Raw genomic sequence first — 23528 nt, 5'->3', positions numbered from 1 at the left:
GCCTGCCAATATCAGGCAGTTCGCACTTCCTCGAAGAGCTCTGGGTGGCGGTCCAGCAGCTTGAGCAGTTTCACCAGCGCCACTGGCGGCGTGGTCTTGCCGTTTTCATAACGAGAGAACGCATTGACCCCACCACCGAAAATTTCCCCCGCTTCACGCTGGTCGAGGTCGAACTTCCGGCGCATGGCTGCAATGAAGGCAGGGTCAACAACGGCTCCATTGACTTGTCGCTCAAAGGCCGACATCAGGTCACTCATGCGCTGCGCCTCTCCCATGCCCAGTATCACCTCACCACAAGCAGGGCAGTATTCGCCATAAACATCGGGAATAACGGTAGCTTCACCCTTGTAGCGATAAGGCATGTCCTTGGATTGCGCGACCAATTCCGCTCCTCCACACAGTGGGCATTTCATTTCATAGCTCCTTGAAAGACACGATGAGCAGGTCGTCAACCACCATCAACTTGAGGTAAACCCTTCCTACAGCGGTCTGGGGACGATAGACGTCCTGCCAGACTCGATGATTGTTGTAGGTCGTCATGCTCTTATGAAAGTCGCCTGGCGTTAGCTCGCGAACAATGTTCAGCATGGCGAAAGGCTCAATGCCAAGTGCCCGCGCACCCTGCGTGGCTACCCCGGTAGTACGCACTTTGCCTAGACTCAACAGCGCCTTCACCCGCTGCAGCGGGCAGTGAGGCATTCTCTTTTCCATGAGAAATTAACCTTCCAGGTTAAATTTGGCTAATAGGTTATTCCAATAACCCCGGCCCGGAAGTCTGCCTCAATGCCCTGCAGCCGTTACCGGCTCATTTGTCACCGCACATGATCGGCATCGGCTCCGCCGCAAACGCCAATGGCTCACGACGCCCGAAATACAGGGCTGTCAGCAGCCCGACCGTGCCCATGACCAGACAAAAGCCGACACACACCCACGGGCTCCACGGCATCAGTGCAATCAACGCCAGCGGTGTGGTGCTGGCCCACAGCGCGTAAGCCACGTTGTAGGTGAAGGAAATGCCCGACACGCGGATCTCGGCCGGGAACAGCCCGACCATCACCGACGGCACCACACCTACCACGCCGCAGGACAAACCTGCCAGCGCATAGGCCAGCCAGGTCATGCCCCACTGCCCCACCAGGCTGGCGTACAACGCACCGATGCCCACCGGCAGCAACAGGCTATAGAGCATCAGCGCGCGCCAGGCGCCTACACGGTCGACCAGCAGCCCGGCCAGCACGCAGCCAATGTTGAGGAAGACGATGCCCACGCTGCTCAGGGCAAAGGTGTGCCCGGCACTCATGCCGAAGCGCTGCTGCATCACTGTCGGGGTAATCACCACCAGCACCACCACGGCGGATGTCAGCACACAAGTCAGCAGTGCCGCCGGGATCAACGCCCGGCGGTGTTCGCCCAGCACCCGCCGTAGCGGGAAGCTCACCGGCTGCTCCTGGCGTGCGCGCAGGGCGAGGAACACCGGTGTTTCGCTGAGCCAACGGCGCAACCACACGCCGATCACGCCGAATACCCCGCCGAGCAGGAACGGGTAGCGCCAGGCGTAGTCGAGGATTTCCTGCGCTGTGAACAGCTGTGCCAGCAAGGTCGCGGTCAGCGCTCCCAGCAGGTAGCCGAAGGTCAACCCGGCCTGCAGGAAGCCCAGGGCGTAGCCGCGGCGCCCGGCTGGTGCGTGCTCGGCGACGAAGGTCCAGGCACTCGGCACCTCGCCGCCCACCGCCGCGCCCTGCAGGATGCGCAGGGCCAGCAGGATCAGCGGCGCCGCATAGCCGATGTCGGCGTAGGTCGGCATCACCCCGATCAACAGGCACGGCAGGGCCATCATCAGGATGCTCAGGCTGAAGACCCGCTTGCGTCCCAGGTGGTCGGCGAAGTGTGCCATCAGGATGCCGCCCAGCGGCCGCGCCAGGTAGCCAGTGACGAAGATCCCGAAGCTTTGCAGCAGGCGCAGCCATTCGGGCATCTCGGGCGGGAAGAACAGCTGGCTGAGGGTCAGCGCAAAGAACACGAAAATGATGAAATCGTAGATTTCCAGCGCGCCGCCCAACGCCGCCAGGCCCAGGGTCCGGTGGTCACCGCGGCTGAACCGGGGCGGGCGAGCGGTATCGATGGCAGTCATGGCAGGGTCCGCAAATCGGCAAAGGGCAAGAGGATAGCAAATAGCGCCCCCCTTGCCCCGCCCGCTGCGGCTTTAGCGGTTGAACATGGTATTGACGAAATTGGCCCGCGGCCGTGGCCGCGGCGTAGTAGCCGGCATGGCGCCCGGCAGTGGCAGCTTGCCGACCAGCAGCGGTGTATCGATGATCGCCATGAACGTCTCCAGCGCCTCGTTATCGGGCACCTGGGGCAGGCTCAGGCTGACGGCCTGGCGCTCGGTCTGCGGCACCGAGGGCACTATCAACTGGGTAGAGTGATACAGCAGGGCATGCTGGATCTGCGTACTGACGCGGCAGAAGCGCACCAGGTCGACCCCGGCATGGCTGGCCAGCTCGATATTGCCCAACAGCAGGTGGAAAGGCTGCAAGGCACACAGCACCAGGCGCTGCAGCTCCTCGAAGCTGTCCACTGGCGCTATCCGGTAGTAGCCCAGGCCATTGAGCAGCCGCTCCAGCTGCAGGCGCTGGCACGGGTGTGCGTCGGCAATGAGGATGCGCAGGGTCTTGTTGGCCATGGTCGGACCTGGGCAGTTGGGTAATGGGTACGCTCCCTGACCATACTGCGCCAGTAACGGCTGCTGCCAAGGTTATGCCTGGCAGGGGTCTTCTTTGATAGAAGTCGGGAAAACCGCGGAAATCAAGTGACTGACTGACGGAATTTGCATTTGCCTTTAACCCGGCAATCAGGATTCCCACGCGCGCATGCGCACCCGGCAGTGCTTCATGGCATTGACGATGTGCTTTTCTACCAGGCTGCGGGAAATACCCAGGCGCTCGGCAATCTGCTGGTGTGACAGGCCATCTAGCTTGCGCAGCAGGAAGCAGTCGCGGCAGACCTTGCTCAGCTCATCCAGGGCGCGCTGCATCAGCGCCAGGCGCTGGTCGAGCTGCATGCCGTGGCTCGGTGCCGGAGTGTGCCAGCGCTCGTCGCTGTCCAGCACCTCCAGCGGCTCGGCCTGGCGCACCTGGTGCCGCCGGTGGCGGTCGATCACCAGGTTGAGCGCGGTACGGTAAAGGAAGGCACGCGGGTGCTCGATGCGCTCGCCGTCGGTGCGCTCCAGCACCCGCAGGTAGGCATCGTGCGCCACGTCTTCGGCGGCCTGACGATTGCCCAGGCGCGCGGAAAGGAAGCCCACCAGTTCGCGATAGTAATGTTCCACGACGTTACCTGAGATCGTCCTGCCAGCCTATGCCAGAAAGCCCTTTCAGGCAGCAACGCGGGACCGAGTGATGTCAACGTGCGATCTTACAAATTATAATTATTCTCAGCAACAAGAGGGGAATGGCTGGAGGGCGTTAGCGCCTGGGAGACCGAGCGCCGCCCGCGCGGCGCTCGATCTCGCAGGCGCCACAACCCTGTCGCCATACACCTGTCAGCCCCTACCCAACATTCGCTAAATCCCCTCCTGCCGCTTTCGTCTATCTGGCACCCCCTCGGCTGGAAGTCTGCATGAGACCTTTAACCAACACCCGTCGCCGGGTCCTGCTCACTGGCCTGGGCCTGCTCGGCCTGAGCAGCCTGCTGGCCTGGAAGGCCCTGCCCTACGGCGCGCAGCCGCTCAGTACGGTCGCCGTAACCCGTGCCGACATCGAAAGCAGCGTCACCGCACTGGGCACCCTGCAACCACGGCGCTACGTGGACGTTGGTGCCCAGGCGTCCGGGCAGATCCACACCCTGCACGTCGAGGTCGGCGACACGGTGCGCAAAGGCCAGCTGCTGGTCGAGATCGACCCGTCGACCCAGCAGGCCCGGCTGGATGCCGGCCGCTATTCGATCGACAACCTCAAGGCCCAGTTGGCCGAACAACGCGCGCAGTTCCAACTGGCCCGGCAACAGCTCAAACGGCAACGCGACCTGGCTGCCGCCGGTGCCACCCGCGACGAGGACGTACAAACGGCCGCAGCGCAGCTGAAGGTCACCCAGGCGCGCATCGACATGTTCCAGGCGCAGATCCGCCAGGCCCAGGCCAGCCTGCGCAGCGACGAGGCCGAGCTGGGCTACACGCGCATCTACGCGCCGATGGACGGCACGGTAGTGGCGGTGGATGCCCGTGAAGGGCAAACCCTCAATGCCCAGCAGCAAACCCCGTTGATCCTGCGCATCGCCAAGCTCTCGCCGATGACCGTGTGGGCCCAGGTGTCGGAGGCCGACATCGGCAAGGTCACCCCGGGCATGACCGCCTACTTCACCACCCTGGCCGGCGGCAAGCGCCGCTGGACCAGCACCGTGCGGCAGGTACTGCCGATCCCGCCCAAGCCGCTGGAGCAGGCCAGCCAGGGCGGCGGCAGCCCGGCCAGCGTCAGCAATGGCAGCGCCGGCAGCCAGGTGGTGCAGTACAGCGTGCTGCTGGATGTCGACAACCCGGACGGTGCGCTGATGGCCGAGATGACCACCCAGGTGTTCTTCGTCGCAGGCAAAGCCAGCCAGGTGCTGACCGTACCACTGGCTGCGCTGGACGACGGTGATGGCCTGCGCCTGGCCCATGTACTGACCCGCGACGGCAAGGTCGAACAGCGCCAGGTTCGCACTGGCCTCAGCGACCGCCTGCGGGTGCAGGTGCTGGACGGCCTCAACGAAGGCGAACGCCTGGTGATCGGCGCCCCTGGCGTCAGTGGAGGTTGAATGAGCACACCCCTGATCGAGCTGGTCGACATCCGGAAATCCTACGGCGGCGTCGAAACGCCCAAGGTCGATATCCTCCATGGCATAAACCTGTGCATCCATCCCGGCGAGTTCGTCGCCATCGTCGGCGCCTCCGGCTCCGGCAAGTCGACCTTGATGAATATCCTCGGCTGCCTTGACCGCCCCACTTCCGGCAGCTACCGCTTCGCCGGCAAGGATGTGGCCGAGCTGGGCAGCGACGAACTGGCCTGGTTACGCCGCGAGGCGTTTGGCTTCGTGTTCCAGGGCTACCACCTGATCCCTTCGGGCTCGGCCCAGGAGAACGTCGAAATGCCGGCTATCTATGCCGGCGTCGCCGCCAGCGAACGCCACGCCCGCGCCAGCGCCCTGCTCGCCCGCCTTGGCCTGGCCAGCCGCACCGGCAACCGCCCGCACCAGTTGTCCGGCGGCCAGCAGCAACGGGTGTCGATTGCCCGGGCCTTGATGAACGGCGGCCATATCATCCTCGCCGACGAACCCACCGGCGCCCTCGACAGCCACAGCGGCACCGAAGTGATGGCGTTGCTCGACGAGCTGGCCAGCCAGGGCCACGTGATCATCCTGATCACCCACGACCGCAACGTGGCGGCGCGGGCGCAGCGGGTGATCGAAATTCGTGACGGCCTGATCATCAGCGATTCCGCCGCCGAAAAGCCCACGACCCACGACGGCCGCGGGCTGCAGGCCGACCAGCTGCGCCAGCGCCTGGACCGTGGCGCAACCTTGCACGGAGCGTGGAAAGGCGAATTGCTCGAAGCCCTGCAGGCGGCCTGGCGGGTGATGTGGGTCAACCGCTTCCGCACCGCCCTGACCCTGCTGGGCATCGTCATTGGCGTAGCCTCGGTGGTGGTGATGCTGGCCGTGGGCGAAGGCAGCAAGCGCCAGGTCATGGCGCAGATGGCCGCCTTCGGCTCGAACATCCTCTACCTCAACGGCAAGCCGGCGAGCCTGGGCGAACAGGCTGGCACCATCACCCTCGACGATGTCGCCGCCATCGGCCAACTGCCGCAGGTCAAGCACGTGATGCCGGTGATCGGCGAAAAGATGATGGTGCGCCACGGCAACAGCAGCCAGCGGTTCTATGTGGGCGGCAACAACACCGGGTTCCCCGAGATTTTCAACTGGCCGGCGGTGGAAGGCAGCTTCTACACCGATGCCGATGAAGCCAACGCTGCGGCGGTGGCGGTGATCGGCCAGAAAGTGCGGGAAAAGATGCTGGACCCCGGGCGCGATCCGCTGGGGCAGTACCTGCTGATTGGCAATGTGCCGTTCCAGGTGGTCGGTATCCTGGCCGGCAAGGGCGCCAGCTCTGGCGACCAGGACAGCGACGGGCGCATCGTGGTGCCCTACTCCGCCGCCGCCATCCGCCTGTTCGGCCAGCGTGACCCGGACTACATCGCCGTTGCCGCCCTCGACTCCATGCGGGTCAATGAAGCCGAAGCGGCCATCGACAAGCTGCTGCGCCAGCGCCACAACGGCCGCCAGGACTTCGAGCTGACCAATGACGCGGCGCTGATCCAGGCCGAAGCGCGCACGCAGAACAGCCTGTCGCTGATGCTGGGGGCGATCGCCGCGATCTCGCTGCTGGTGGGCGGCATCGGCGTGATGAACATCATGCTGATGACCGTGCGCGAGCGTACCCGTGAAATCGGCATCCGCATGGCCACCGGCGCGCGCCAGCGCGACATCCTGCGGCAATTTCTCAGCGAGGCGGTGATGCTGTCGATGGTTGGCGGCCTGGCCGGCATCGTCCTGGCCCTGGCCATCGGTGGCGGCCTGATGCTGGCCGAAGTGGCGGTGGCCTTTGCCCTGCCCGCCATGCTCGGCGCCTTCGCCTGCGCCGTCGTCACCGGCATCGTGTTCGGCTTCATGCCAGCGCGCAAGGCCGCCCGCCTCGACCCGGTCAAAGCCCTTACCAGCGAATAACCCATGACTCTGCCTAGCCGCATCAGCCTGTTGACCTTATGCGTATGCCTCGCCGCCTGCAGCACGCCGCCCACACCTGCCAGCGGTATCGCCACGCCACCTGCCTGGCAAGGCGAGGCCGCATCACCCTCGGCACAACTGCCAACGGCACAGTGGTGGCAAGCCTTCGCCAGCCGCGAGCTCGACCGCCTGGTACAGCACGCCTTGCACAATGCCCATGACCTGGCTGCCGCCACGGCGCGGGTGCGCCAGGCCAGGGCCCGCGCAGTCATCGCCGGCGCGCCGCTGCTGCCGGAGCTGAAGCTGGGCCTGGACGGCAGCCGTCAACGCCTGCTGCACGGTGACGGCAATGACCAGCTGGATGTCAGCCGCAACGAACCCACCAGTACCTCGTTCGACATGCAGCTCAGCGCCAGCTACGAAATCGACTTCTGGGGTGGCCTGCGGGCGACCCGCGACAGCGCCCTGCGCAACCTGGATGCCAGCCGCTTCGACCGCCAGACCGTGGAGCTGACCCTGGTCAGCGCGGTGGCCGACAGTTACCTGCAGGGCCTGGCCCTGCAAGAACAGCTGCGCATTGCCCGCCTCAACCTGCGCAATGCCCAGGACGTACTGGGCCTGGTCGAGGCACGCCAGCGCAGCGGTTCCGCCACACGCCTGGAACTGGCCCAGCAACGCAGCCTGGTAGCCACGCAGCAACGCCAGCTGCCGTTACTGGAGCAGAAGTGGCAGGACAGCCGGGTCACCCTGGCAACCCTGCTCGGCGACCCGGTGCAGTCGCTACCCGCCAGCCAGGAAGCGATCATCACCCTGCAATGGCCCGCCATTGGCAGCGGCGTACCCAGCGAGCTGCTCACCCGTCGCCCGGACATTGCCGCGGCGGAAGCACGGCTGGCCGCCGCCAGCGCCAACCTGCAGGTCGCCCGCGCCGCCATGCTGCCCAAGCTCACCCTCGGGGCCAACCTGGGGGCTGGCGCCAACACCTTTGCCCATCTGTTCGACAGCGCCTACTACACCCTCACCAGCGGCCTGGTCGCGCCGATCTTCAACAACGGCCGGTTGCGCGCCGCGCGTGAACTGGCCGAGGCGGAACAGGCAGAGTTGCTGGAGACCTACCGCAGCAGCATCCTGGCCGGTTTTGCCGATGTCGAGAAAGCGCTCAATGCGATCCAGGGTGTGGACCGCCAGCGGCAGTGGCAGGATGAAGAGGTGGCGCAGGCGCGGCTGGCGTTCGAACTGGCGCAGCAGCGTTATGGCGCGGGAGCGGAAACGCTGTTGAGCGTGCTTGAGACCCAGCGCACCTTGTATGTGGCGCAGGACCAGCAGGTGCAATTGCGCCTGGCCCGGTTGCAGGGCAGTGTGGCGTTGTACAAGGCACTGGGGGGTGGGTGGCAGGTCGGGCAGTAAACCGCGCTGCTTTCCGGGGCTGCTGCGCAGCCCATCGCGACGCAAGGCCGCTCCCACAGGTTCATGCCATGCACCGTCATGTGGGAGCGGCCTTGTGTCGCGAAAGGGGCGCAGAGCGCCCCCAATCAACGCGAGCGCTGCGCCACCTTCAGGTTGCGCGCATACCACGGCCGCTGCGGTACCTTGAGCCGCAGCTTGTCGAGCAGGTCGTCATCGCTGTAGATGATGCGCAACGCCAGCTTCATGGTCTCCGGGTCCATCTCGACACTGCGCCCGGGCCGCAAACCCGGCACCGTCGAGCAGCCGTGGGTATCCGGCCCCAGCCACGGGTCCGCCACTTGCACCCAGCGCCCTGGCGCAAACCATGGCACACCATTGACCTCCAGGCGCCGCACCTCGCCCGGATGCAGCCGCTCATGGGCATGGAACCAGTCCTCGATGCGGTCGTCGATCCAGCCGTGAAATTGCCAGAACACCGGGTTCACATGGGATGAAAACGGGTCACCAAGAAAATCGTTCTGCTCGGCGAACCAGCGTTCGGCAAAATCATCCGGCGTACGCGCCGTCGGCACCGGCATACCGTTGGACGGGTCGCGCGGCACCGATGCCCAGCGCATGTGCAGCCAGTCGTGCAGGCCCAGCTCCACTTCCGAACCGAACTGGCCCAGGGTCAAGGTGCTCAGGTACTCCGGGTCGGTATAGCGTGACTCCCAGACCTGGAAGTTGCCATGGAAGGTATCCGGCGTCTTGATGTCGCGCACCCACTGGGTGTATTCCGCATCACCGCTGGCCAGCCAGGTGGGCGGCAGGGCATTGCCGTCATGGTTGTCGAAATAGCGGGCGAACCCGGCGCGGTCGCGCTCCAGTTCCGGCTGCGGCAGCGGGAAGCGCGGCCATGACGGCAAGTCCTGCAAGGCACGGGCATTGCCAAGCATGTGCCGGTGCATGAAGAAAAAGTCCTCGCCCGAGCCGTTGCGGTCTTTGTGCCGGCCCCGGGCGTCACGCTCGCGGTCACGTGGCCCAGGCTGCCAGCCCAGGCCACGCAGGGCGCCCTGCTTGTCCTTGTCCAGTTTGTGCCATTTGTCCCGCGAGGCATGCCACAACTGGTGGAACAGGCGATGCTCCGGGGCGATCAGCCAGGCCAGCAGTTGCGGGTTCAGCGGGGTACGCTCGCGCGCCTCGGGGAAGGTGCGCTTCAAGGCCAGGAAGTGGTTGTCCTCCACGGGCAATGTCAGCGCGCGGTCCAGGCGCGCAATACGCCCGTTGAGGGTCGCCGGCCCGGCGTTGCCGAACCGGCCCCAGACCTCGTCGAGCACGATATGGCATTCATAGCGGGCATGGGCCGAACACAGACGCCAGCGCAAGGTGTCCGGTTTGTCGGCCAGAAGGTCGCCTACCACGCGGTAGCGCGGCTCTTCCTGCCCACGCAGGCGCTCGGGGGTATCCAGGTAGCCGCGCAGGGCTCGCCCGCTGGTTGCCACATCCAGGAACAGCTCCAGCTCACCTGTGGGTAGACCGTCCAGCCCCGCATCCTGGCCCTGCAGGGTCCAGCGCCAGATACCCCGCAGGGTATCGCCCAACTGCTGCAGGCGAGTATCGGCCAGTTCGACGACGGCCTCGCCAGGGGTTGCCGGGAATTCCTCGTCGGCACGCTGGCGCTGCACATACAGCGCCCCCAGCGCACCGGGCACCACCACACCCGTCAATGCCACACCGGCGATGAAACCGCGTCGGGAAATCGTCATTGCATACCTGTGCATTCATTGCGGCCATGGAGCACGGCCCGTCCAAGGCTAGAACGTTGCACGGCAGGCGAAATTTAGCGGCTTACCCACCCCAAACCTTGAGGGCTACTCGGCCGCTCCTACAGGGCCCTGCGCCGGAGTCCTGATAGCGGCTAAATTTCCCGGGTGCGTGCTCGTTCACTGCAGGTAGCGGCGGCCTCTGTGCCCATCCCTCGACGGTGAACCTACTGAGACCAAGATGACGACTCCACGCTGGAAGAAAGCCCTGTTTATCAGCCTGGCCGCGGCGGTTGCCGCTGGCGCCGGGCTTGCCGCCTGGCACTACTTCGCCACACCTGCCGGCTATTCCAGGGAGGTGACCCGCCAGGCCGACGACCTGCAGGAACGCATCATCTCGTTTGACAGCCACGTCACCCTGCCGCTGACTTTCGGCACCGAGGGCAGCGAGGCCGACAAGGACGGCAATGGCCGCTTCGACCTGGCCAAGGCCGCACGCGGGCGATTGTCCGGCGCGGCCCTGACCATCTTCGCCTGGCCAGAATCCTGGACTGGTGACGGTGGCCCGCACCGCCCCACCCCAGGCTTCGTCGAAGCCGCCCGCCACACCCAGGAAGTGCGCTACAACGCCATCACCGCCATGGTCCGCGACTTCCCGCAGCAGGTGGGTATTGCCTACACCCCGCAGGACATGCGGCGCTTGCACGGCGAAGGCAAGTTCGCGGTGTTCCTCAGCATGCTCAACGCCTATGCGCTGGGCGACGACATCGACCAGCTCGACCGCTGGGCCGCGCGCGGCGTGCGCATGTTCGGCTTCAGCTACGTGGGCAACAACAGCTGGGCCGACTCCTCGCGCCCGCTGCCGTTCTTCAATGACACCGCCGACGCCCTGGACGGCCTGTCGCCGATTGGCAAGCGCGCCGTGCAGCGGCTGAACGACCTGGGCGTGATCATCGATGTGTCGCAAATGTCCAGCAAGGCGCTGGCCCAGGCCGTCGCCCTCAGCCGGGCGCCGGTGGTGGCCTCGCACTCGGCGCCACGAGCGATGGTCGACATCGACCGCAACCTCTCCGACAAGGAGCTGCAGCTGATCAAGGACAGCGGCGGCGTGGTCCAGCTGGTGGCCTTCTCCACCTACCTCAAGCCCCTGAGCAGCAAGACCCGGGACAAACTCGACGCCCTGCGCGCCGGCTACGACCTGCCGCCGCTGGCCAACCTGAACTACGCACTGATGCCCGGCGACCCGGTGATCGCCGGCTGGCCCGAGCAGAAGGTCGGCCAGTACGCCAACGCGCTGTACGGCATTCTCGAGGAAGAACCGCCGGCCACGCTCAAGGACTATGGCGACGCCATCGACTACACCGTGCGCAAGATCGGCATCGACCATGTCGGCCTGAGCTCGGACTTCAACGAAGGCGGCGGCATCGACGGCTGGCAGAACGCCAGTGAAGCACGCAACGTCACCGCCGAACTGATCAGCCGCGGCTACTCCGAAGCCGATATTGCCAAGCTCTGGGGCGGTAACTTCCTGCGGGTGTGGGAGCAGGTGCAGCGCACCGCGCAACCCGTCGCCACCTCATCCCCCTGACTCTTGCGAGCAACTTGATGAACGATCGTCGCACCTTTCTCAAGCAGGCCGGCCTGCTGGCGGCCGCCCTGCCCCTCACAGGCCCGCTGCTGCCTGCCGCCCATGCGGCACCTGCACAGCCTGCCACTGCCAACGGCTGGGCCGCGTTTCGCAGCCTGTTCGAGCTGGACCCGGCCTACGCACACTTTGCCAACTTCCTGATCACCTCGCACCCAAGGCCCGTGCGCGAAGCCATCGAGGCGCTGCGTGCCCGCTTCGACCGCCACCCGGCCCGCATGGTCGACTGGGACAGCCAGTCGGAGTGGAAGCACGAAGCCGCCGTGCGTGAATGGGCAGCCCGCTACCTCGAAGTGACGCCCCGGCAAATCGCCCTGACCGGCAGCACCACCGAAGGCCTGGGGCTGATCTATGGCGGGCTGAAGATTGCCCCGGGGCAGGAAATTCTCACCACCGTGCACGAGCATTCGGCCGCCCGTCACACCATGGGCTTTCGCACCACGCGCGATGGCACGCCAGTGCACCGGTTGCGCCTGTTCGAAGACCCCGCCAAGGTCAACAGCGACCAGGTACTGGCCACCATTGCGGCTGCCATCGGGCCGAAAACCCGGGTGCTGGGCATGACCTGGGTGCATTCGGGCAGTGGCGTGAAACTGCCCGTGGGCGAGATCGGCGCGCTGGTGCGCGAGGTCAATCGCCAGCGTGACGAGCAGGACCGGATCATCTACGTGATCGACGGCGTGCACGGCTTTGGTGTCGAAGACATGCGCTTTGCCGACCTCAACTGCGATTACTTCATCGCCGGTACGCACAAGTGGATGTTCGGACCGCGCGGTACCGGGATCATCTGCGCGGCGTCCACCGAACTGAAGCAGCTGAACCCTACCATTGCCACGTTTTCCGAGAATGAAGACTTTGCCACGGTGATGACGCCCGGGGGTTACCACGCGTTCGAGCATCGCTGGGCATTGGGCAAGGCGTTCGAGTTGCACCTGCAGTTGGGCAAGGCGGCGGTCCAGGCGCGGATTCATGGGCTTAATGACTATCTCAGGCAGCGGCTTGAAGCGCTGCCGGGGATCGAGCTGGTGACACCACGCAGTGCGCAGTATTCGGCGGGGTTCACCTTCTTCCGGGTCACGGGGCAGGATGCTGACGAGATTGCCCGGTATCTCAACAGCCAGCGCATTGTGGTCGATGCGGTGTCGCGGGATGTCGGGCCGGTGGTGCGGACAGCGCCTGGGTTGTTGAATACCGAGGCGGAGATCGAGCGATTGGTCGATGCATTGAAGAAGCACGTTCGCGGGTGAAGCCCTGGGGCCGCTTTGCGGCCCCGGCGAGCTCAAGTCAGGATTGGCCGCCGACCCGCTTCAACCACTCCCCGACATCCCGGTAAATCCCCTCCACCTGCCCCACGATCCCCGACATGCGCAAGAAGTCATGGGTCAACCCCTCCACCCGGGCAAAGGTCACCGCCGTCCCGCCCGCCATCAGCCAGTCACGATAGGCCATGCCCTCATCGTGCAACGGGTCATACTCGGCCACGAACAGGTACGCCGGCGCCAATGGCTCGCGCAGCGTCGACAGCAACGGCGACACCCGCCAGTCCAGGCGCTGTTCGCGCTGCGGTGCATAGTGCTGGTAGAACCACGCCAGGGTAGGTGTCTCCAGCAGGTAACCCTCGGCATGCTCGCGATGGGACTCACGCTGGCAGGAGATATCGGTCACCGGGTAGAACAGCAACTGCGCCAGCGGCTTGAACGCCAGCGCTTCGGGCTGCTCCACCGCCGTAATGGCCAGCACAGCCGCCAGGCTGGCGCCCACACTGTCCCCTGCCAGCACCACCCGGCGGTTGTCCAGGCCCAGCGAGGCCGCCTGCTCAGCCAGCCAGTTGGCGGCGTCCAGCGCATCGTGCAGGGCCACCGGGAACTGCTGCTCCGGTGCCAGCCGGTAGTCTGCCGCCAGCACCGCGAACTCGCCCAGGGCCGCCAGGCGACGGCACACCGAGTCGTGCGAATCGAGGCTGCCGACCACGTAGCCGCCGCCGTGCAGGTACAGGATCACCGGCTGCAAGGCAGCGCCGGCATCGCCCTGGCGGTACAAGCGAGCCGCCAGGCGGGCGCCGTCGCGTGCGGTAATCTGCAGCTCGCTGGCCGTGACGTTGCCAGGCGGGCTCGGGTCGAGCACCTGCGAGCTGCCTTCGAACTCGGCACGGGCCTGGGCCACGTCCATCGCGTGCATGGGCAGGCTCCTGCCCGTCAGCCGGCCAAATTCGACCAGTTCCAGAAATGCCGCCAGATCAGAGTGCAGTGCCATGTGGGTTCCTTGGGTGAACAATGTGACTCAAGCCTCCCTACGGGACGTAGCAGCACACCGAAAAATTACCCGCCCACACAGCTAAATCGTTGGTGCAGGCACTCGTTATCCCTGCACAACGAAAGACCGCCAGAGGCATACCGTGGACCTTCAGAGCATTCTCAGCAAACTGTTCGCCAACGCTCATGCCGTGGGCATCGAAGGCGTTTTCCAGTTCGTCTTCAGCCAGGACCGGGCCTTCTGGTCGGAGGTGCGCGACAGCAGCCGCACCGGTGCCGGCCGGCACAGCGCCCCGGACGTCACCATCGAGCTGGCCGAGCGTGACTTCATGGGCATCATGGGCGGCACCGCCAACGTCGAAGAGCTGTTCGCCAGCGCCCGCCTGAAGATCAGCGGCAACATGGGCCTGGCCACCCTGCTGCCGCAGATCATCAGCAACGCCCGGCGCGGCGCGCCGGCGACCAAGGTGTCGATGAACCAGCGCTACCCGACACCGGCACGCCTCAGCGAACGGGTGTCGGCCGCGCAACCGGTGCAGCGCGAGGTGGCACGCATTGCCCGCGCCGACATGCCGCCGGCGCGCTTCCAGGGAGAGTACCTGGAGCACGGAACACCCGTGGTGATCAGTGATGCCCTGCAGGACTGGCCGCTGTTCAGCATGGGCCGCGAAGCTTCGCTGGAGCATTTCGCCGAACTGCAGGGCATCACCCGGCACGGCGACTACGTGAAGAAGACCTTCTCCACCGACCGCGACTTCCGTTCCACTTCCATGGCCGACTTCATCGCCTCACTGGACACCCCGGCCAAACCCGGCGAAACCCCGGCCTACATGGGCAACAACATCGTGCCGGAAAAGCTGCTGGCGCTGATTCGCTACCCGCAGTACTTCGCCCGCGAGAAGTTCATTGCGCCGCGTATCTGGATCGGCCCCAAGGGCACCCTGACGCCACTGCACCGCGACGACACCGACAACCTGTTCGCGCAGGTATGGGGACAGAAGTCTTTCATCCTTGCCGCACCGCACCATCGCCCAGCCCTGGGCACCTGGTCGACCAGCCCCAAGGGCGGCCTGGACGGCTGCGACTTCAACCCCGACGCCCCGGACTACCAGCGTTTCCCGGCGGCACGCGAAGTGCCTTTCCTGCGCGTTGTGCTGCAGGCTGGTGACCTGCTGTTCCTGCCCGAAGGGTGGTTCCACCAGGTGGAGTCTGTGACCACCTCGCTGTCGGTGAACTTCTGGGTGAACTCCGGGCGCGGCTGGTAGCCGGGATTGCCAGGGGGACTGCGCCGACCGGAAGGCTTGCGCTGTCGCACAGATAACTGAATTCGCAAGCGATCCTCGTACCCTGTGGGAGCGGCTTTAGCCGCGAAGAATCCAACGCAGTGCATGGCACCGGCTGCGCCGGTGTTCGCGGCTGAAGCCGCTCCCACAGGGTCCCTGCTAATTCAATGAGTTATGTGCAGTTCTGTGGGAGCCGGCTTGCCGGCGACAGGGCCGCGCAGCGGCCCCGGCAATCGATCAGACCGCCGCGATCAACGCCTCGGAAAAGCGCTGCGCAACCTCATCGATCTGCTCGCCACTGATGATCAACGGCGGCAGGAAGCGCACCACCGCCCCATGCCGCCCACCCAGCTCCAGGATCAGCCCACGCTTGAGGCATTCGCGCTGTACCTTCGCCGCCAGCTCGCGGTTGGCCGCCGGATGCCCAAGTGCATCCCGCTGCCCTTGCGGGTCCACCAGCTCTACCCCGAGCATCAGCCCACGCCCGCGAACATCACCCAACTGCGGATAAGCCCGCTGCAGCTGCTGCAGGTGCTGGCGCAGGCGCTGCCCCATGGCCTCGGCATGCTCGGCCAGGCGATGCTCGACCAGGTAGTCGATCACCGCCGAGCCCGCCGCCATGGCCATCTGGTTACCACGGAAAGTGCCGGCGTGGGCGCCCGGTTTCCAGGTGTCCAGCCAGTCGCGGTACACCACCACCGCCAGCGGCAGGCTGCCGCCAATGGCCTTGGACAGGGTGACCACGTCCGGAACGATGCCGGCATGCTCGAAGGCGAACATGCGCCCAGTGCGGGCAAATCCACTCTGGATCTCATCGACGATCAACGCCACGCCGGCCTGCTCGGTGATACGGCGTACACCCTTGAGCCACTCGATATCGGCCGGGATCACCCCGCCCTCACCCTGCACCACTTCCAGAATGACCGCCGCCGGCAGCGGCACGCCGCTTTCCGGGTCGAGCAACAGGTTTTCCAGATAATGCAGGTTGGCCTTGACCCCGGCTTCGCCGCCCAGGCCGAACGGGCAACGGTAGTCGTAGGGGTACGGCATGAACTGCACACCGTTGCCGAGCAAGGCCCCCAGCGGCTGCTTCGGCCCATGGCTACCCATCAGGCTCAGCGCACCCTGGCTCATGCCATGGTAGGCGCCGTGGAAGGCCAGCACGGTGCTGCGGCCGGTGGCGCTGCGCACCAGCTTCAGCGCTGCTTCCACCGCATCGGTACCGGTCGGGCCGCAGAACTGCACCTTGGCCTCACGGCGCAACGCCTCGGGCAGAACGCCGAACAGGTCCTGGACGAAGCGGTCCTTGACCGGCGTGGTCAGGTCCAGGGTGTGCAGGGGCAGCTCATCGGCCAGTACCCGCTGGATCGCCTCGACCACCACCGGGTGGTTGTGGCCCAGCGCCAAGGTGCCGGCGCCGGCCAGGCAGTCGATGAACTGGCGACCTTCGACATCTTCCACATGGATGCCACGGGCGCGCTTGAGCGCCAGCGGAATTCGGCGCGGGTAGCTGCGGGCATTGGACTCCTGTTGCTGCTGGCGTTGCAGCAAGGGTGAATCGGTGAACTCGTACAAGGCACGCGGCGCGCTGGCCGGCGGGACCTGGGCAAGGCAGGAAGCAGTGGACATGGTGATTCCTCGCAAGCAAGCGAAAGTGCGGGTGTTCGTCGCTTGGGAAACGCTTGAGTGCGGGGAGGATTTAGCGGTTGCTGCGGGATTTTTGAAAGCAGGCCCGGCCCCTTCGCGGGTAAACCCGCTCCCACAGGATTTGCACGGACCTCAGGGTTGAAGCTGTACCTGTGGGAGCGGTTTTACCCGCGAAGAGGCCGGCACAGGCAATAAAAATTAATGCCCCGAGCGCGCCGGCACTTGCAAAAGCACCCGCAACCCATCACTGCGGCTGTCGAACTTCAGGCTACCGGCACAACGCTGCACGATCGCCTGTACGATCGCCAGCCCCAACCCGCAGCCACCACTCTGCCCGTTACGCCAGAAACGCTCGGTCAGGTGCTCCAGGTCCGCCTCGGCAATCCCCGGCCCATGGTCACGCACCATGAAGCCCACCTGGCCGTCAGCCATCTGCACCTCAAGCTCCACCGCCTCGTCGCCGCCATGGCGCAAGGCGTTGTCCAGCAGGTTGCGCAGCGCTGCCACCGCCAACGGTCCCGGCATGCCCAGGTAAATCTGCGTAGCGGCTTCAGGCAAACGCAGCACGATGCGCCGGTTGTCGCCGCCGCCGGCATCCTGCACCGCCTGCCGGGCCACCTGCTCGGCGCTGCACTGCACGCCATCCTCGAACGACAGGCTGCCTTCCACACGCGCCAGCATCAACAACTGCTCCAGCGTGCGGTGCATGCGGTCGGCACCCTGCTCGGCATGCTCCAACGCCTGCTCGCGCACGGCGCCGTCGGTCATCCGCGCTACCTGCAAGTGGGTCTTGATCGCCGTCAGCGGGCTGCGCAGTTCATGCGCGGCATCGTCGGTCAGGCGCCGCTCACGCTCGATGGTCTGGGCAATGCGCAAAAACAGCTGGTTCTGGGTTTCCAGCAATGGTTGCAGTTCGCTGGGCATGCCCGCCACCTGCAATGGCTCGACGCTGTCCGCGCGCCGGCGGCGCAGGGCATCGCGCATGCGGTTGAGCGGCTCCAGGCCCTTGCCCAGGCCGATCCACAACAGCCCCAGGCTGCCAAGCAGGGCCATCAGCACCGGCGCCGAGGCCGCCAGCAGGATCGACTGGTTCAGCGCCTCGCGCTCCATGTGCCGGTCAGCGGTGGTGATACGCACATCGCCATGGTTGTAGGTGAAGGTGCGCCACAGCGCGTCATCGATGGTCTGGTCACGGAAACCGCTGCGCTCATCATCCATGGCGCCATCATGCTTGTGGTTGCTGGCAAGTATTTCACCCCGCAGCGAGCTGACCTGGCAGGCCATGCCGTCCGGCACGCTGAACTGGTCGGCGGAAAAGTGCGCCTCCCCACCCTTGGCAGTCAACGGCTGCGGCAGCTGGTCGATCAGCCCGGCGACCATGCGCGCAGAAGCCACCAGGCGCTGGTCGAGGGAGAACATCATCTGCTGGCGCAGGTCGCGCAGCATCCACGCGGCAGCCAGCACCCAGATGATCACGAAGGCACTGCCCAGGATCAGGCTCAGGCGTACCCGCAGGCTCATGATGCGGCCTCCTCCGGCGCCTGCGCCGGGCCCAGGCGGTAGCCCAGGCCGCGCACGGTCTCGACGATGCCGTTGCCCAGCTTGCGCCGCAGATGGTGGATATGCACGTTCAGGGCATTGCTCTCGACTTCGTCGCTGAAGCCGTACACGCAGTCTTTGAGCTGCTCGCTGGACAGCACCCGCCCGGGGTTCTGCAGCAGCGCCTGGAGCAATGCCTGTTCACGCCGGGACAGGTCGACCGGCTGGCCGGCCAGGGTTGCCTCGCAGCTGCTCGGGTCGTAGCGCAGCGGGCCGTGTTCGATCACATTCACCGCCCGCCCGGCCACCCGCCGCAGCAGGGTGTGCAGGCGGGCGGCCAGCTCGCGCAGGTCGAAGGGTTTGAGCAGGTAGTCGTCGGCACCAGCCTGCAGGCCTTCGACCCGGTCGGTGACCGCATCACGGGCGGTGAGCACCAGCACTGGCAGTGTCTCGCCTTTCTCGCGCAGGCGGCGCAACAGCTTCAGGCCGTCTTCGTCGGGCAGGCCAAGGTCGAGAATCATCACGTCAAACTGCGCGGCCTGCAGCATCGCCCGTGCATCGGCGGCGTTGCCCACACGGTCCACGGTCAGGCCCTGGGCGGTAAGGCCGGCGCAGATGCCGGCGGCGATCAGGTCGTCGTCCTCGCAGAGCAGAACGTGCATGGTGGGGCTCCCGGAATGGTGTAGCTGGCATTGCACCTTGGGCGGATTAAGGGGGGATTATGGACCTTTTGTGGCGTGAAGGGGTGTTCACCTTGACGCTTGCAGTGAGCACATCAGGCCTGAATCAACCCCTGCGGCGTATCTACATCCAGCAGAACCCCGGCATCCTCCACTTCAACCACCACGCAACAATCCCGCTGCGCCCGCACCACCGCACGCGCCCCTTCATCCCCGGCCAGTTGCCCCAGCGCCGGCCAGAAATCGCGCCCGAAAATCACCGGGTGTCCGTGCTGCCCGGCATGACGTGGCAACACGATTTTCGAAGCGCTGGCGGCTTCCGCCAACTGCCGCAAAGTGGCCGGTTCGATCCAAGGCATATCACCCAGCAAAATCGCCACCGCCTGCGCCTTGCTGTCGACTAACGCGCCAGCCCCGGCAGCCAGACTATGCCCCATCCCCGACGCCGCACCAGGGCTCACGACAACCCGGCAATCAGCTGAGAGCCCGAAATCCTCGCCCCGCTCCCCTTCGCGCAGCACTACGCGTACATCATCGAATACTGCCCGCGCCCGCGCCACGCTATGTGCCAGCAGGCAGCGGCCATCGGCCAGGGCCGCCCGGCGTTTGTCGGAACCGAAACGCGTGCCGCGGCCTGCCGCCAGCACCAGCGCGACCACACTCACAGCGCCACCACCGCGGTGTCGGCGCTGGCGTTCACCAGCAGCAGCGAGCCCGGCGCACGGGGTGCCGAGCCATAGGTGGCGAGTACCGTGCACAGCCACACCCGCTGGCGGTCGCACGCATACTGCAACGCCTGGCGGATCACCTGGAGATCGAGATGCTGCACGCTTTACTCCGCCTTCAGTTCGACGAACTACTGTACGCCCAGGTCGCCGGGCAATCCACTCCAGGCCTGGCGCAGGCAGTTGAACCTGTCAGTCACCTGCAAGCAGGCTCGGCGCCAGTGCGGGCTGCAGGAATTTGCATCCACAGGAAAGGGTTAACCTTGGGTTAATCGACCCAAGCCAGCATGACCCCTTTCAACGTACTGCCAAGGCGAAGACATGCGCGTCCTCCTGCTCTTCCTGACACTGCTGCTGGCCGGCCCGCTGCAGGCCAACCCGTTCGATGTCAAACCGGCATTCCTGCCGGTCAACCAGGCCTTCGTGCTGACCCACGACCGCCAGGCCGATGGCCAGATGCGCCTGTTCTTCCAGATCCAGCCAGGCTACTACCTGTATCAGAAGCGCCTGAAGTTCGACGGCCTGCCTGCCGAACAGCACCCGCAACTGCCAACCGCCCTCAACCACCACGACGAATTCTTCGGTGACAGTGCGGTGTACCGCGACCAGCTCGAACTGCTGCTCCCGGCCAATGCCCAGGGTCAGCTGCGCCTGGGCTGGCAGGGCTGTGCCGACGCCGGCCTGTGCTACCCGCCGCAAACCACGCTGATCGACCTGGGCGGCAGTGTGGCGCCAGCGGCCGAACAAGCCTCTGACCAGGCCCTGGCCAGCGACCTGCAACAAGGCCACCTGGCCTGGAGCCTGCTGGCGTTCTTCGGCCTGGGCCTGTTGCTGGCCTTTACCCCCTGCACGCTGCCGATGCTGCCGATCCTCGCCGGGCTGGTACTGGGCAATGGCGCCAGTGCCCGGCGCGGCTGGGTACTGGCTGGGGTCTATGTACTGAGCATGGCCCTGGTGTATGCCGCCCTGGGCGTGGTTGCCGCGCTGCTGGGCGCCAGCCTGCAGGCCTGGCTGCAGCAACCCTGGCTGCTGGGCAGCCTGGCGGGGCTGTTCGTGCTGCTGGCCCTGCCGATGTTCGGCGCCTTCGAACTGCAACTGCCCGCCGCTGTGCGTGACCGCCTCGACCGCGCCGGGCAAGGCACCCGTGGCGGCAACCTGTATGGCGCGGCGCTGCTGGGCGCGCTGTCCGGCCTGCTCATGGGCCCGTGCATGACCGCGCCGTTGGCCGGCGCGTTGCTGTACATCGCCCAGAGCGGCGACGTGCTGCAGGGGGCGCTGGTGCTGTTCAGCCTCGGCCTGGGCATGGGCGTGCCGCTGCTGTTGCTGGTGACCCTGGGCAACCGCTACCTGCCACGCCCGGGCGCCTGGATGAACCGGGTCAAGGGCGTGTTCGGCTTCGTGTTCCTGGGCATGGCGCTGTACACCGTGCGCGGCCTGCTGCCCGCGGCCTTGCTGCTGGCCCTGAGCGGCGCCTTGCTGATCGCCCTGGCCTGGGCTGCCTGGCCGGCCCTGCAGCGGTTGCCGGCGTTGCGCGCAGTGCCGCTGCTGGGTGCCCTGTGGGGTGGCCTGCTGCTGGTGGGTGCTGCGGCCGGTGGCGACGACCTCTGGCAGCCGCTGCGCCCGTTCGCCGGTGGTGCTGCTGCGCCGGCCGCCGGCCAGCACGCCGAGGACGCCTTCGTCACCGTCAGCCGCCCCGAAGACCTGCAACGCGAACTGGATGCGGCCAAGGCCCGTGGCCAGTGGGTGATGCTCGACTACTATGCCGATTGGTGCGTGTCGTGCAAGGTCATGGAAAAACAGGTGTTCGCCCGCAGCGACGTGCAGGCCGGCCTGGCCGGCGTGCACCTGCTGCGCCTGGACGTGACCGCCGACACCCCGGCCAGCCAGGCCCTGCTGCAGCGTTACCAGGTACCCGGCCCGCCCAGCATCATCTGGGTCGGCCCGGAAGGCGACGAACGCCGTGCGCGGCGCATCACCGGTGAAGTGGATGCGGCCGCCTTCCTGCAACACTGGACCCAGACCAGGAGCCAAGGCTGATGCTGACCGTAACCCTCGGGCCGCTGACCATGGCCCTCAACCACCTGCTGATGCTCACCGCCCTGGTGATCGCCAGCGTGGTCGGCTGGTGGGTCGCCCGGCGTGGCGGCGAGAGCCCGGAATCGGCACTGTTCAACCTGTTCCTGGTCGGCCTGCTGTGCGCACGTGCCGGCTTCGTGCTGGCCTACTGGCCGATGTACCAGGACGACCCGCTGCAGATCATCGATATCCGTGATGGCGGCTTCCTGTTCTGGTCGGGCCTGGCCGGCATCGTGCTCGGCGCCCTTTGGCAGGGCTGGCGCCACCCGGGCCTGCGCCGCCCGCTGGGCTGGGCGCTGTTCAGCGGGGCGCTGTTCTGGGGCCTGGCCAGCCTCGGCGGCCATTTGTACAGCAAGGGCACCGAACTGCCGGAACTGAGCCTGCGCAACGCCAGCGGCCAATCCGTAGCGTTGCACAGCTACCGCGGCAAGCCGCTGGTCATCAACATCTGGGCCACCTGGTGCCCACCGTGCCGACGCGAAATGCCGGTGCTGCAACAGGCGCAAAGCGCTTACCCGCACGTGACCTTCCTGTTCGTCAACCAGGGCGAAACCCCGGAAAACGTCAGCACCTTCCTCGCCACCACCGGCCTGAGCCTGACCCACGTGCTGTTCGACGGTACCGGCCTGCTGGCCCAGCGCGTCGGCTCCATGGCCCTGCCCACCACCCTGTTCTACGACGCCGACGGGCGGCTGGTCGGCAGCCACCTCGGCGAGCTGTCCCGGGCCAGCCTGCGCCACGCCCTGGAGCCTTTCGACCGGGCCACCGTGCCCGCCCCTGCCGCACAAGGAAACTGACATGCGACTGACTGCACTGCTGCCCCTGTCCCTGGCCCTGCTGGCTGCCCCCAGCCTGCGGGCCGAAGAGTTGCCCAAGGCGATTCAACAACTGCAAGCCAAGGGCGCCGTGATCAAAGGCAGCTTCGACGCCCCCAACGGCCTGCGCGGGTATGCCGCCGAGTACCAGAATAACGGCCTGGCCCTGTACCTCACCCCTGACGGCAAGCATGTACTGGTCGGCAGCCTGTTCGACGAACAGGGCAAGGACCTCAGTGCCGAGCCGCTGAAAAAGCTGGTGTATGCGCCGATGAGCAAGGAAATCTGGGCGAAGATGGAGAAAACCGCCTGGATCGCCGACGGCAAGGACGATGCACCGCGCAAGGTGTACCTGTTCAGCGACCCCAACTGCCCGTACTGCAACATGTTCTGGGAACAGGCGCGGCCGTGGGTGGAGTCGGGCAAGGTGCAGTTGCGCCATATCATGGTCGGCATCATCCGCGAGGACAGCCCAGGCAAGTCGGCGGCGCTGCTGGCGGCGAAAGACCCGGCCCAGGCACTGCACGAGCATGAAAAAGCAGGCAAGGCCAGCAAGTTGAAGGCACTGGAGCAGGTGCCAGAGGCGGTGCAGCAGAAGCTGGCGGCGAACATGGCGCTGATGGAAGAAATGGGCTTGCAGGCGACCCCGGCGATTTTCTATCAGGATGACCAGGGCAACCTGCAGAGCCAGCAAGGCGCACCACGGCCGGAGTTGCTTGGGAAGATTCTCGGCAAGCGGTAGCGCATGTCGGGGGTTTTGCGGTGAGGCGTAGATCGAGCGCCGCCCGCGCGGCGCATCGCGAGCAAGCTCGCTCCTACATTTGTTTCGGGCCAATAATTCCTGAGGCAGAGGCGCGCGGTCCCTTGGCGTCCATCACGCTATTGTGCCGAACAAACAAGGCGGTCGGGCGCGTTGGCACAGGCGTTACTGGCCCGAAACAAATGTAGGAGCGAGCTTGCT

Annotated in this window: 20 protein-coding genes and 1 pseudogene; 9 read left to right on the top strand and 12 right to left on the bottom strand. The window is 66.0% G+C overall.

Features of this window, described 5'->3' with window-relative positions; translation table 11 throughout:
* Nucleotides 1–11: 11 nt before the first annotated feature.
* The 5 genes from J5M71_RS04095 to J5M71_RS04075 all read right to left on the bottom strand — a co-directional run bounded on the left by J5M71_RS04095 (nucleotide 12) and on the right by J5M71_RS04075 (nucleotide 3328).
* On the bottom strand, nucleotides 12–413 hold the full coding sequence (locus J5M71_RS04095) for a type II TA system antitoxin MqsA family protein (RefSeq protein ID WP_207830085.1): 402 nt from the start codon (nucleotides 411–413) through the stop codon (nucleotides 12–14).
* Between the two features lies 1 nt (nucleotide 414).
* Entirely contained in the window at nucleotides 415–711 is a 297-nt protein-coding gene (locus tag J5M71_RS04090; RefSeq protein ID WP_063912729.1) for a type II toxin-antitoxin system MqsR family toxin, read from the bottom strand.
* Nucleotides 712–805: 94 nt separating this feature from the next.
* On the bottom strand, nucleotides 806–2131 hold the full coding sequence (locus J5M71_RS04085) for an MFS transporter (protein ID WP_207830082.1): 1326 nt from the start codon (nucleotides 2129–2131) through the stop codon (nucleotides 806–808).
* Between the two features lie 72 nt (nucleotides 2132–2203).
* Nucleotides 2204–2683, bottom strand: a complete 480-nt coding sequence (locus J5M71_RS04080; protein ID WP_207830080.1) for a histidine kinase — start codon at nucleotides 2681–2683, stop codon at nucleotides 2204–2206.
* A gap of 168 nt (nucleotides 2684–2851) precedes the next feature.
* A complete protein-coding gene (locus J5M71_RS04075) occupies nucleotides 2852–3328 on the bottom strand; it encodes a sigma-70 family RNA polymerase sigma factor (protein ID WP_207830078.1) in 477 nt (158 codons plus the stop codon).
* A 290-nt stretch (nucleotides 3329–3618) separates the two neighbouring features.
* On the opposite strand from J5M71_RS04075, the gene J5M71_RS04070 reads away from it, so the two are divergent.
* From J5M71_RS04070 to J5M71_RS04060, 3 genes are read left to right on the top strand one after another with little or no spacing between them, the layout of a single operon-like run.
* Nucleotides 3619–4791 (top strand): efflux RND transporter periplasmic adaptor subunit, encoded by a 1173-nt coding sequence (locus J5M71_RS04070; RefSeq protein ID WP_207830076.1) that lies wholly within the window; start codon nucleotides 3619–3621, stop codon nucleotides 4789–4791.
* The gene (locus J5M71_RS04065) at nucleotides 4792–6756 is read left to right on the top strand and encodes a MacB family efflux pump subunit (RefSeq protein ID WP_207830074.1); all 1965 of its coding nucleotides are present in this window, start codon (nucleotides 4792–4794) and stop codon (nucleotides 6754–6756) included.
* 3 nt (nucleotides 6757–6759) lie between these two features.
* Nucleotides 6760–8163, top strand: coding sequence for an efflux transporter outer membrane subunit (locus J5M71_RS04060; protein WP_207830072.1), 1404 nt, complete (start codon nucleotides 6760–6762; stop codon nucleotides 8161–8163).
* Between the two features lie 125 nt (nucleotides 8164–8288).
* Here J5M71_RS04060 and J5M71_RS04055 read toward each other — a convergent pair whose 3' ends face one another.
* On the bottom strand, nucleotides 8289–9908 hold the full coding sequence (locus tag J5M71_RS04055; protein ID WP_207830070.1) for a PvdJ/PvdD/PvdP-like protein: 1620 nt from the start codon (nucleotides 9906–9908) through the stop codon (nucleotides 8289–8291).
* Nucleotides 9909–10146: 238 nt separating this feature from the next.
* On the opposite strand from J5M71_RS04055, the gene pvdM reads away from it, so the two are divergent.
* Together pvdM and J5M71_RS04045 are read left to right on the top strand one after the other, a co-directional pair.
* Nucleotides 10147–11493, top strand: a complete 1347-nt coding sequence (gene pvdM, locus J5M71_RS04050) for a pyoverdine-tailoring dipeptidase-like protein PvdM (RefSeq protein WP_063912737.1) — start codon at nucleotides 10147–10149, stop codon at nucleotides 11491–11493.
* Nucleotides 11494–11510: 17 nt separating this feature from the next.
* A complete protein-coding gene (locus tag J5M71_RS04045; protein ID WP_207830067.1) occupies nucleotides 11511–12797 on the top strand; it encodes an aminotransferase class V-fold PLP-dependent enzyme in 1287 nt (428 codons plus the stop codon).
* Nucleotides 12798–12834: 37 nt separating this feature from the next.
* On the opposite strand, the gene J5M71_RS04040 is transcribed toward J5M71_RS04045, so the two are convergent.
* Nucleotides 12835–13803 carry an alpha/beta hydrolase gene (locus J5M71_RS04040; protein ID WP_207830064.1) on the bottom strand — a complete coding sequence of 323 codons (969 nt, stop codon included), beginning with the start codon at nucleotides 13801–13803 and terminating at the stop codon, nucleotides 12835–12837.
* Nucleotides 13804–13945: 142 nt separating this feature from the next.
* Between J5M71_RS04040 and J5M71_RS04035 the strand changes: the two genes are divergently transcribed.
* Nucleotides 13946–15067 (top strand): cupin-like domain-containing protein, encoded by a 1122-nt coding sequence (locus J5M71_RS04035; protein WP_207830061.1) that lies wholly within the window; start codon nucleotides 13946–13948, stop codon nucleotides 15065–15067.
* 255 nt (nucleotides 15068–15322) lie between these two features.
* On the opposite strand, the gene J5M71_RS04030 is transcribed toward J5M71_RS04035, so the two are convergent.
* The 5 genes and pseudogenes from J5M71_RS04030 to J5M71_RS04010 form a co-directional block, all read right to left on the bottom strand.
* Nucleotides 15323–16714, bottom strand: coding sequence for an aspartate aminotransferase family protein (locus J5M71_RS04030; protein ID WP_207830058.1), 1392 nt, complete (start codon nucleotides 16712–16714; stop codon nucleotides 15323–15325).
* A gap of 216 nt (nucleotides 16715–16930) precedes the next feature.
* Nucleotides 16931–18253, bottom strand: coding sequence for an ATP-binding protein (locus J5M71_RS04025; RefSeq protein WP_207830055.1), 1323 nt, complete (start codon nucleotides 18251–18253; stop codon nucleotides 16931–16933).
* A complete protein-coding gene (locus J5M71_RS04020) occupies nucleotides 18250–18933 on the bottom strand; it encodes a response regulator transcription factor (protein WP_207830052.1) in 684 nt (227 codons plus the stop codon). Before J5M71_RS04020 ends, J5M71_RS04025 begins: the two co-directional genes overlap by 4 nt.
* 113 nt (nucleotides 18934–19046) lie before the next feature.
* Entirely contained in the window at nucleotides 19047–19616 is a 570-nt protein-coding gene (locus J5M71_RS04015) for a nucleotidyltransferase family protein (protein ID WP_207830050.1), read from the bottom strand.
* A 23-nt stretch (nucleotides 19617–19639) separates the two neighbouring features.
* Nucleotides 19640–19780, bottom strand: a pseudogene (locus J5M71_RS04010) (XdhC family protein); the annotation flags it as partial.
* Between the two features lie 217 nt (nucleotides 19781–19997).
* Between J5M71_RS04010 and dsbD the strand changes: the two are divergent.
* Genes dsbD through dsbG form a run of 3 tightly spaced genes read left to right on the top strand, consistent with a single transcriptional unit; the run spans nucleotide 19998 to nucleotide 23309 of the window.
* Nucleotides 19998–21713: a protein-disulfide reductase DsbD gene (gene dsbD / locus J5M71_RS04005; protein WP_207830048.1), complete on the top strand. Its 1716-nt coding sequence runs from the start codon at nucleotides 19998–20000 to the stop codon at nucleotides 21711–21713.
* Nucleotides 21713–22549 carry a TlpA disulfide reductase family protein gene (locus tag J5M71_RS04000; RefSeq protein ID WP_207830046.1) on the top strand — a complete coding sequence of 279 codons (837 nt, stop codon included), beginning with the start codon at nucleotides 21713–21715 and terminating at the stop codon, nucleotides 22547–22549. Before dsbD ends, J5M71_RS04000 begins: the two co-directional genes overlap by 1 nt.
* Before the next feature lies 1 nt (nucleotide 22550).
* Nucleotides 22551–23309, top strand: a complete 759-nt coding sequence (gene dsbG / locus J5M71_RS03995; RefSeq protein WP_207830044.1) for a thiol:disulfide interchange protein DsbG — start codon at nucleotides 22551–22553, stop codon at nucleotides 23307–23309.
* The last annotated feature ends 219 nt before the right edge of the window (nucleotides 23310–23528 follow it).

The sequence above is a fragment of the Pseudomonas sp. 43(2021) genome (assembly GCF_017490805.1).
Classification (GTDB): Bacteria; Pseudomonadota; Gammaproteobacteria; order Pseudomonadales; family Pseudomonadaceae; genus Aquipseudomonas.
The sequence above is the reverse complement of the archived record's forward strand: the minus strand, read 5'-3'. Positions and strand labels throughout refer to the sequence as shown.

Excerpts from the sequence above, each read along its gene's own strand:
- J5M71_RS04095 (WP_207830085.1), bottom strand. The coding sequence starts at position 413 with ATGAAATGCCCACTGTGTGGAGGAGCGGAATTGGTCGCGCAATCCAAG.
- J5M71_RS04090 (WP_063912729.1), bottom strand. The coding sequence starts at position 711 with ATGGAAAAGAGAATGCCTCACTGCCCGCTGCAGCGGGTGAAGGCGCTG.
- J5M71_RS04085 (WP_207830082.1), bottom strand. The coding sequence starts at position 2,131 with ATGACTGCCATCGATACCGCTCGCCCGCCCCGGTTCAGCCGCGGTGAC.
- J5M71_RS04080 (WP_207830080.1), bottom strand. The coding sequence starts at position 2,683 with ATGGCCAACAAGACCCTGCGCATCCTCATTGCCGACGCACACCCGTGC.
- J5M71_RS04070 (WP_207830076.1), top strand. The coding sequence starts at position 3,619 with ATGAGACCTTTAACCAACACCCGTCGCCGGGTCCTGCTCACTGGCCTG.
- J5M71_RS04065 (WP_207830074.1), top strand. The coding sequence starts at position 4,792 with ATGAGCACACCCCTGATCGAGCTGGTCGACATCCGGAAATCCTACGGC.
- J5M71_RS04060 (WP_207830072.1), top strand. The coding sequence starts at position 6,760 with ATGACTCTGCCTAGCCGCATCAGCCTGTTGACCTTATGCGTATGCCTC.
- J5M71_RS04055 (WP_207830070.1), bottom strand. The coding sequence starts at position 9,908 with ATGACGATTTCCCGACGCGGTTTCATCGCCGGTGTGGCATTGACGGGT.
- pvdM (WP_063912737.1), top strand. The coding sequence starts at position 10,147 with ATGACGACTCCACGCTGGAAGAAAGCCCTGTTTATCAGCCTGGCCGCG.
- J5M71_RS04045 (WP_207830067.1), top strand. The coding sequence starts at position 11,511 with ATGAACGATCGTCGCACCTTTCTCAAGCAGGCCGGCCTGCTGGCGGCC.
- J5M71_RS04040 (WP_207830064.1), bottom strand. The coding sequence starts at position 13,803 with ATGGCACTGCACTCTGATCTGGCGGCATTTCTGGAACTGGTCGAATTT.
- J5M71_RS04030 (WP_207830058.1), bottom strand. The coding sequence starts at position 16,714 with ATGTCCACTGCTTCCTGCCTTGCCCAGGTCCCGCCGGCCAGCGCGCCG.
- J5M71_RS04025 (WP_207830055.1), bottom strand. The coding sequence starts at position 18,253 with ATGAGCCTGCGGGTACGCCTGAGCCTGATCCTGGGCAGTGCCTTCGTG.
- J5M71_RS04020 (WP_207830052.1), bottom strand. The coding sequence starts at position 18,933 with ATGCACGTTCTGCTCTGCGAGGACGACGACCTGATCGCCGCCGGCATC.
- dsbD (WP_207830048.1), top strand. The coding sequence starts at position 19,998 with ATGCGCGTCCTCCTGCTCTTCCTGACACTGCTGCTGGCCGGCCCGCTG.
- J5M71_RS04000 (WP_207830046.1), top strand. The coding sequence starts at position 21,713 with ATGCTGACCGTAACCCTCGGGCCGCTGACCATGGCCCTCAACCACCTG.
- dsbG (WP_207830044.1), top strand. The coding sequence starts at position 22,551 with ATGCGACTGACTGCACTGCTGCCCCTGTCCCTGGCCCTGCTGGCTGCC.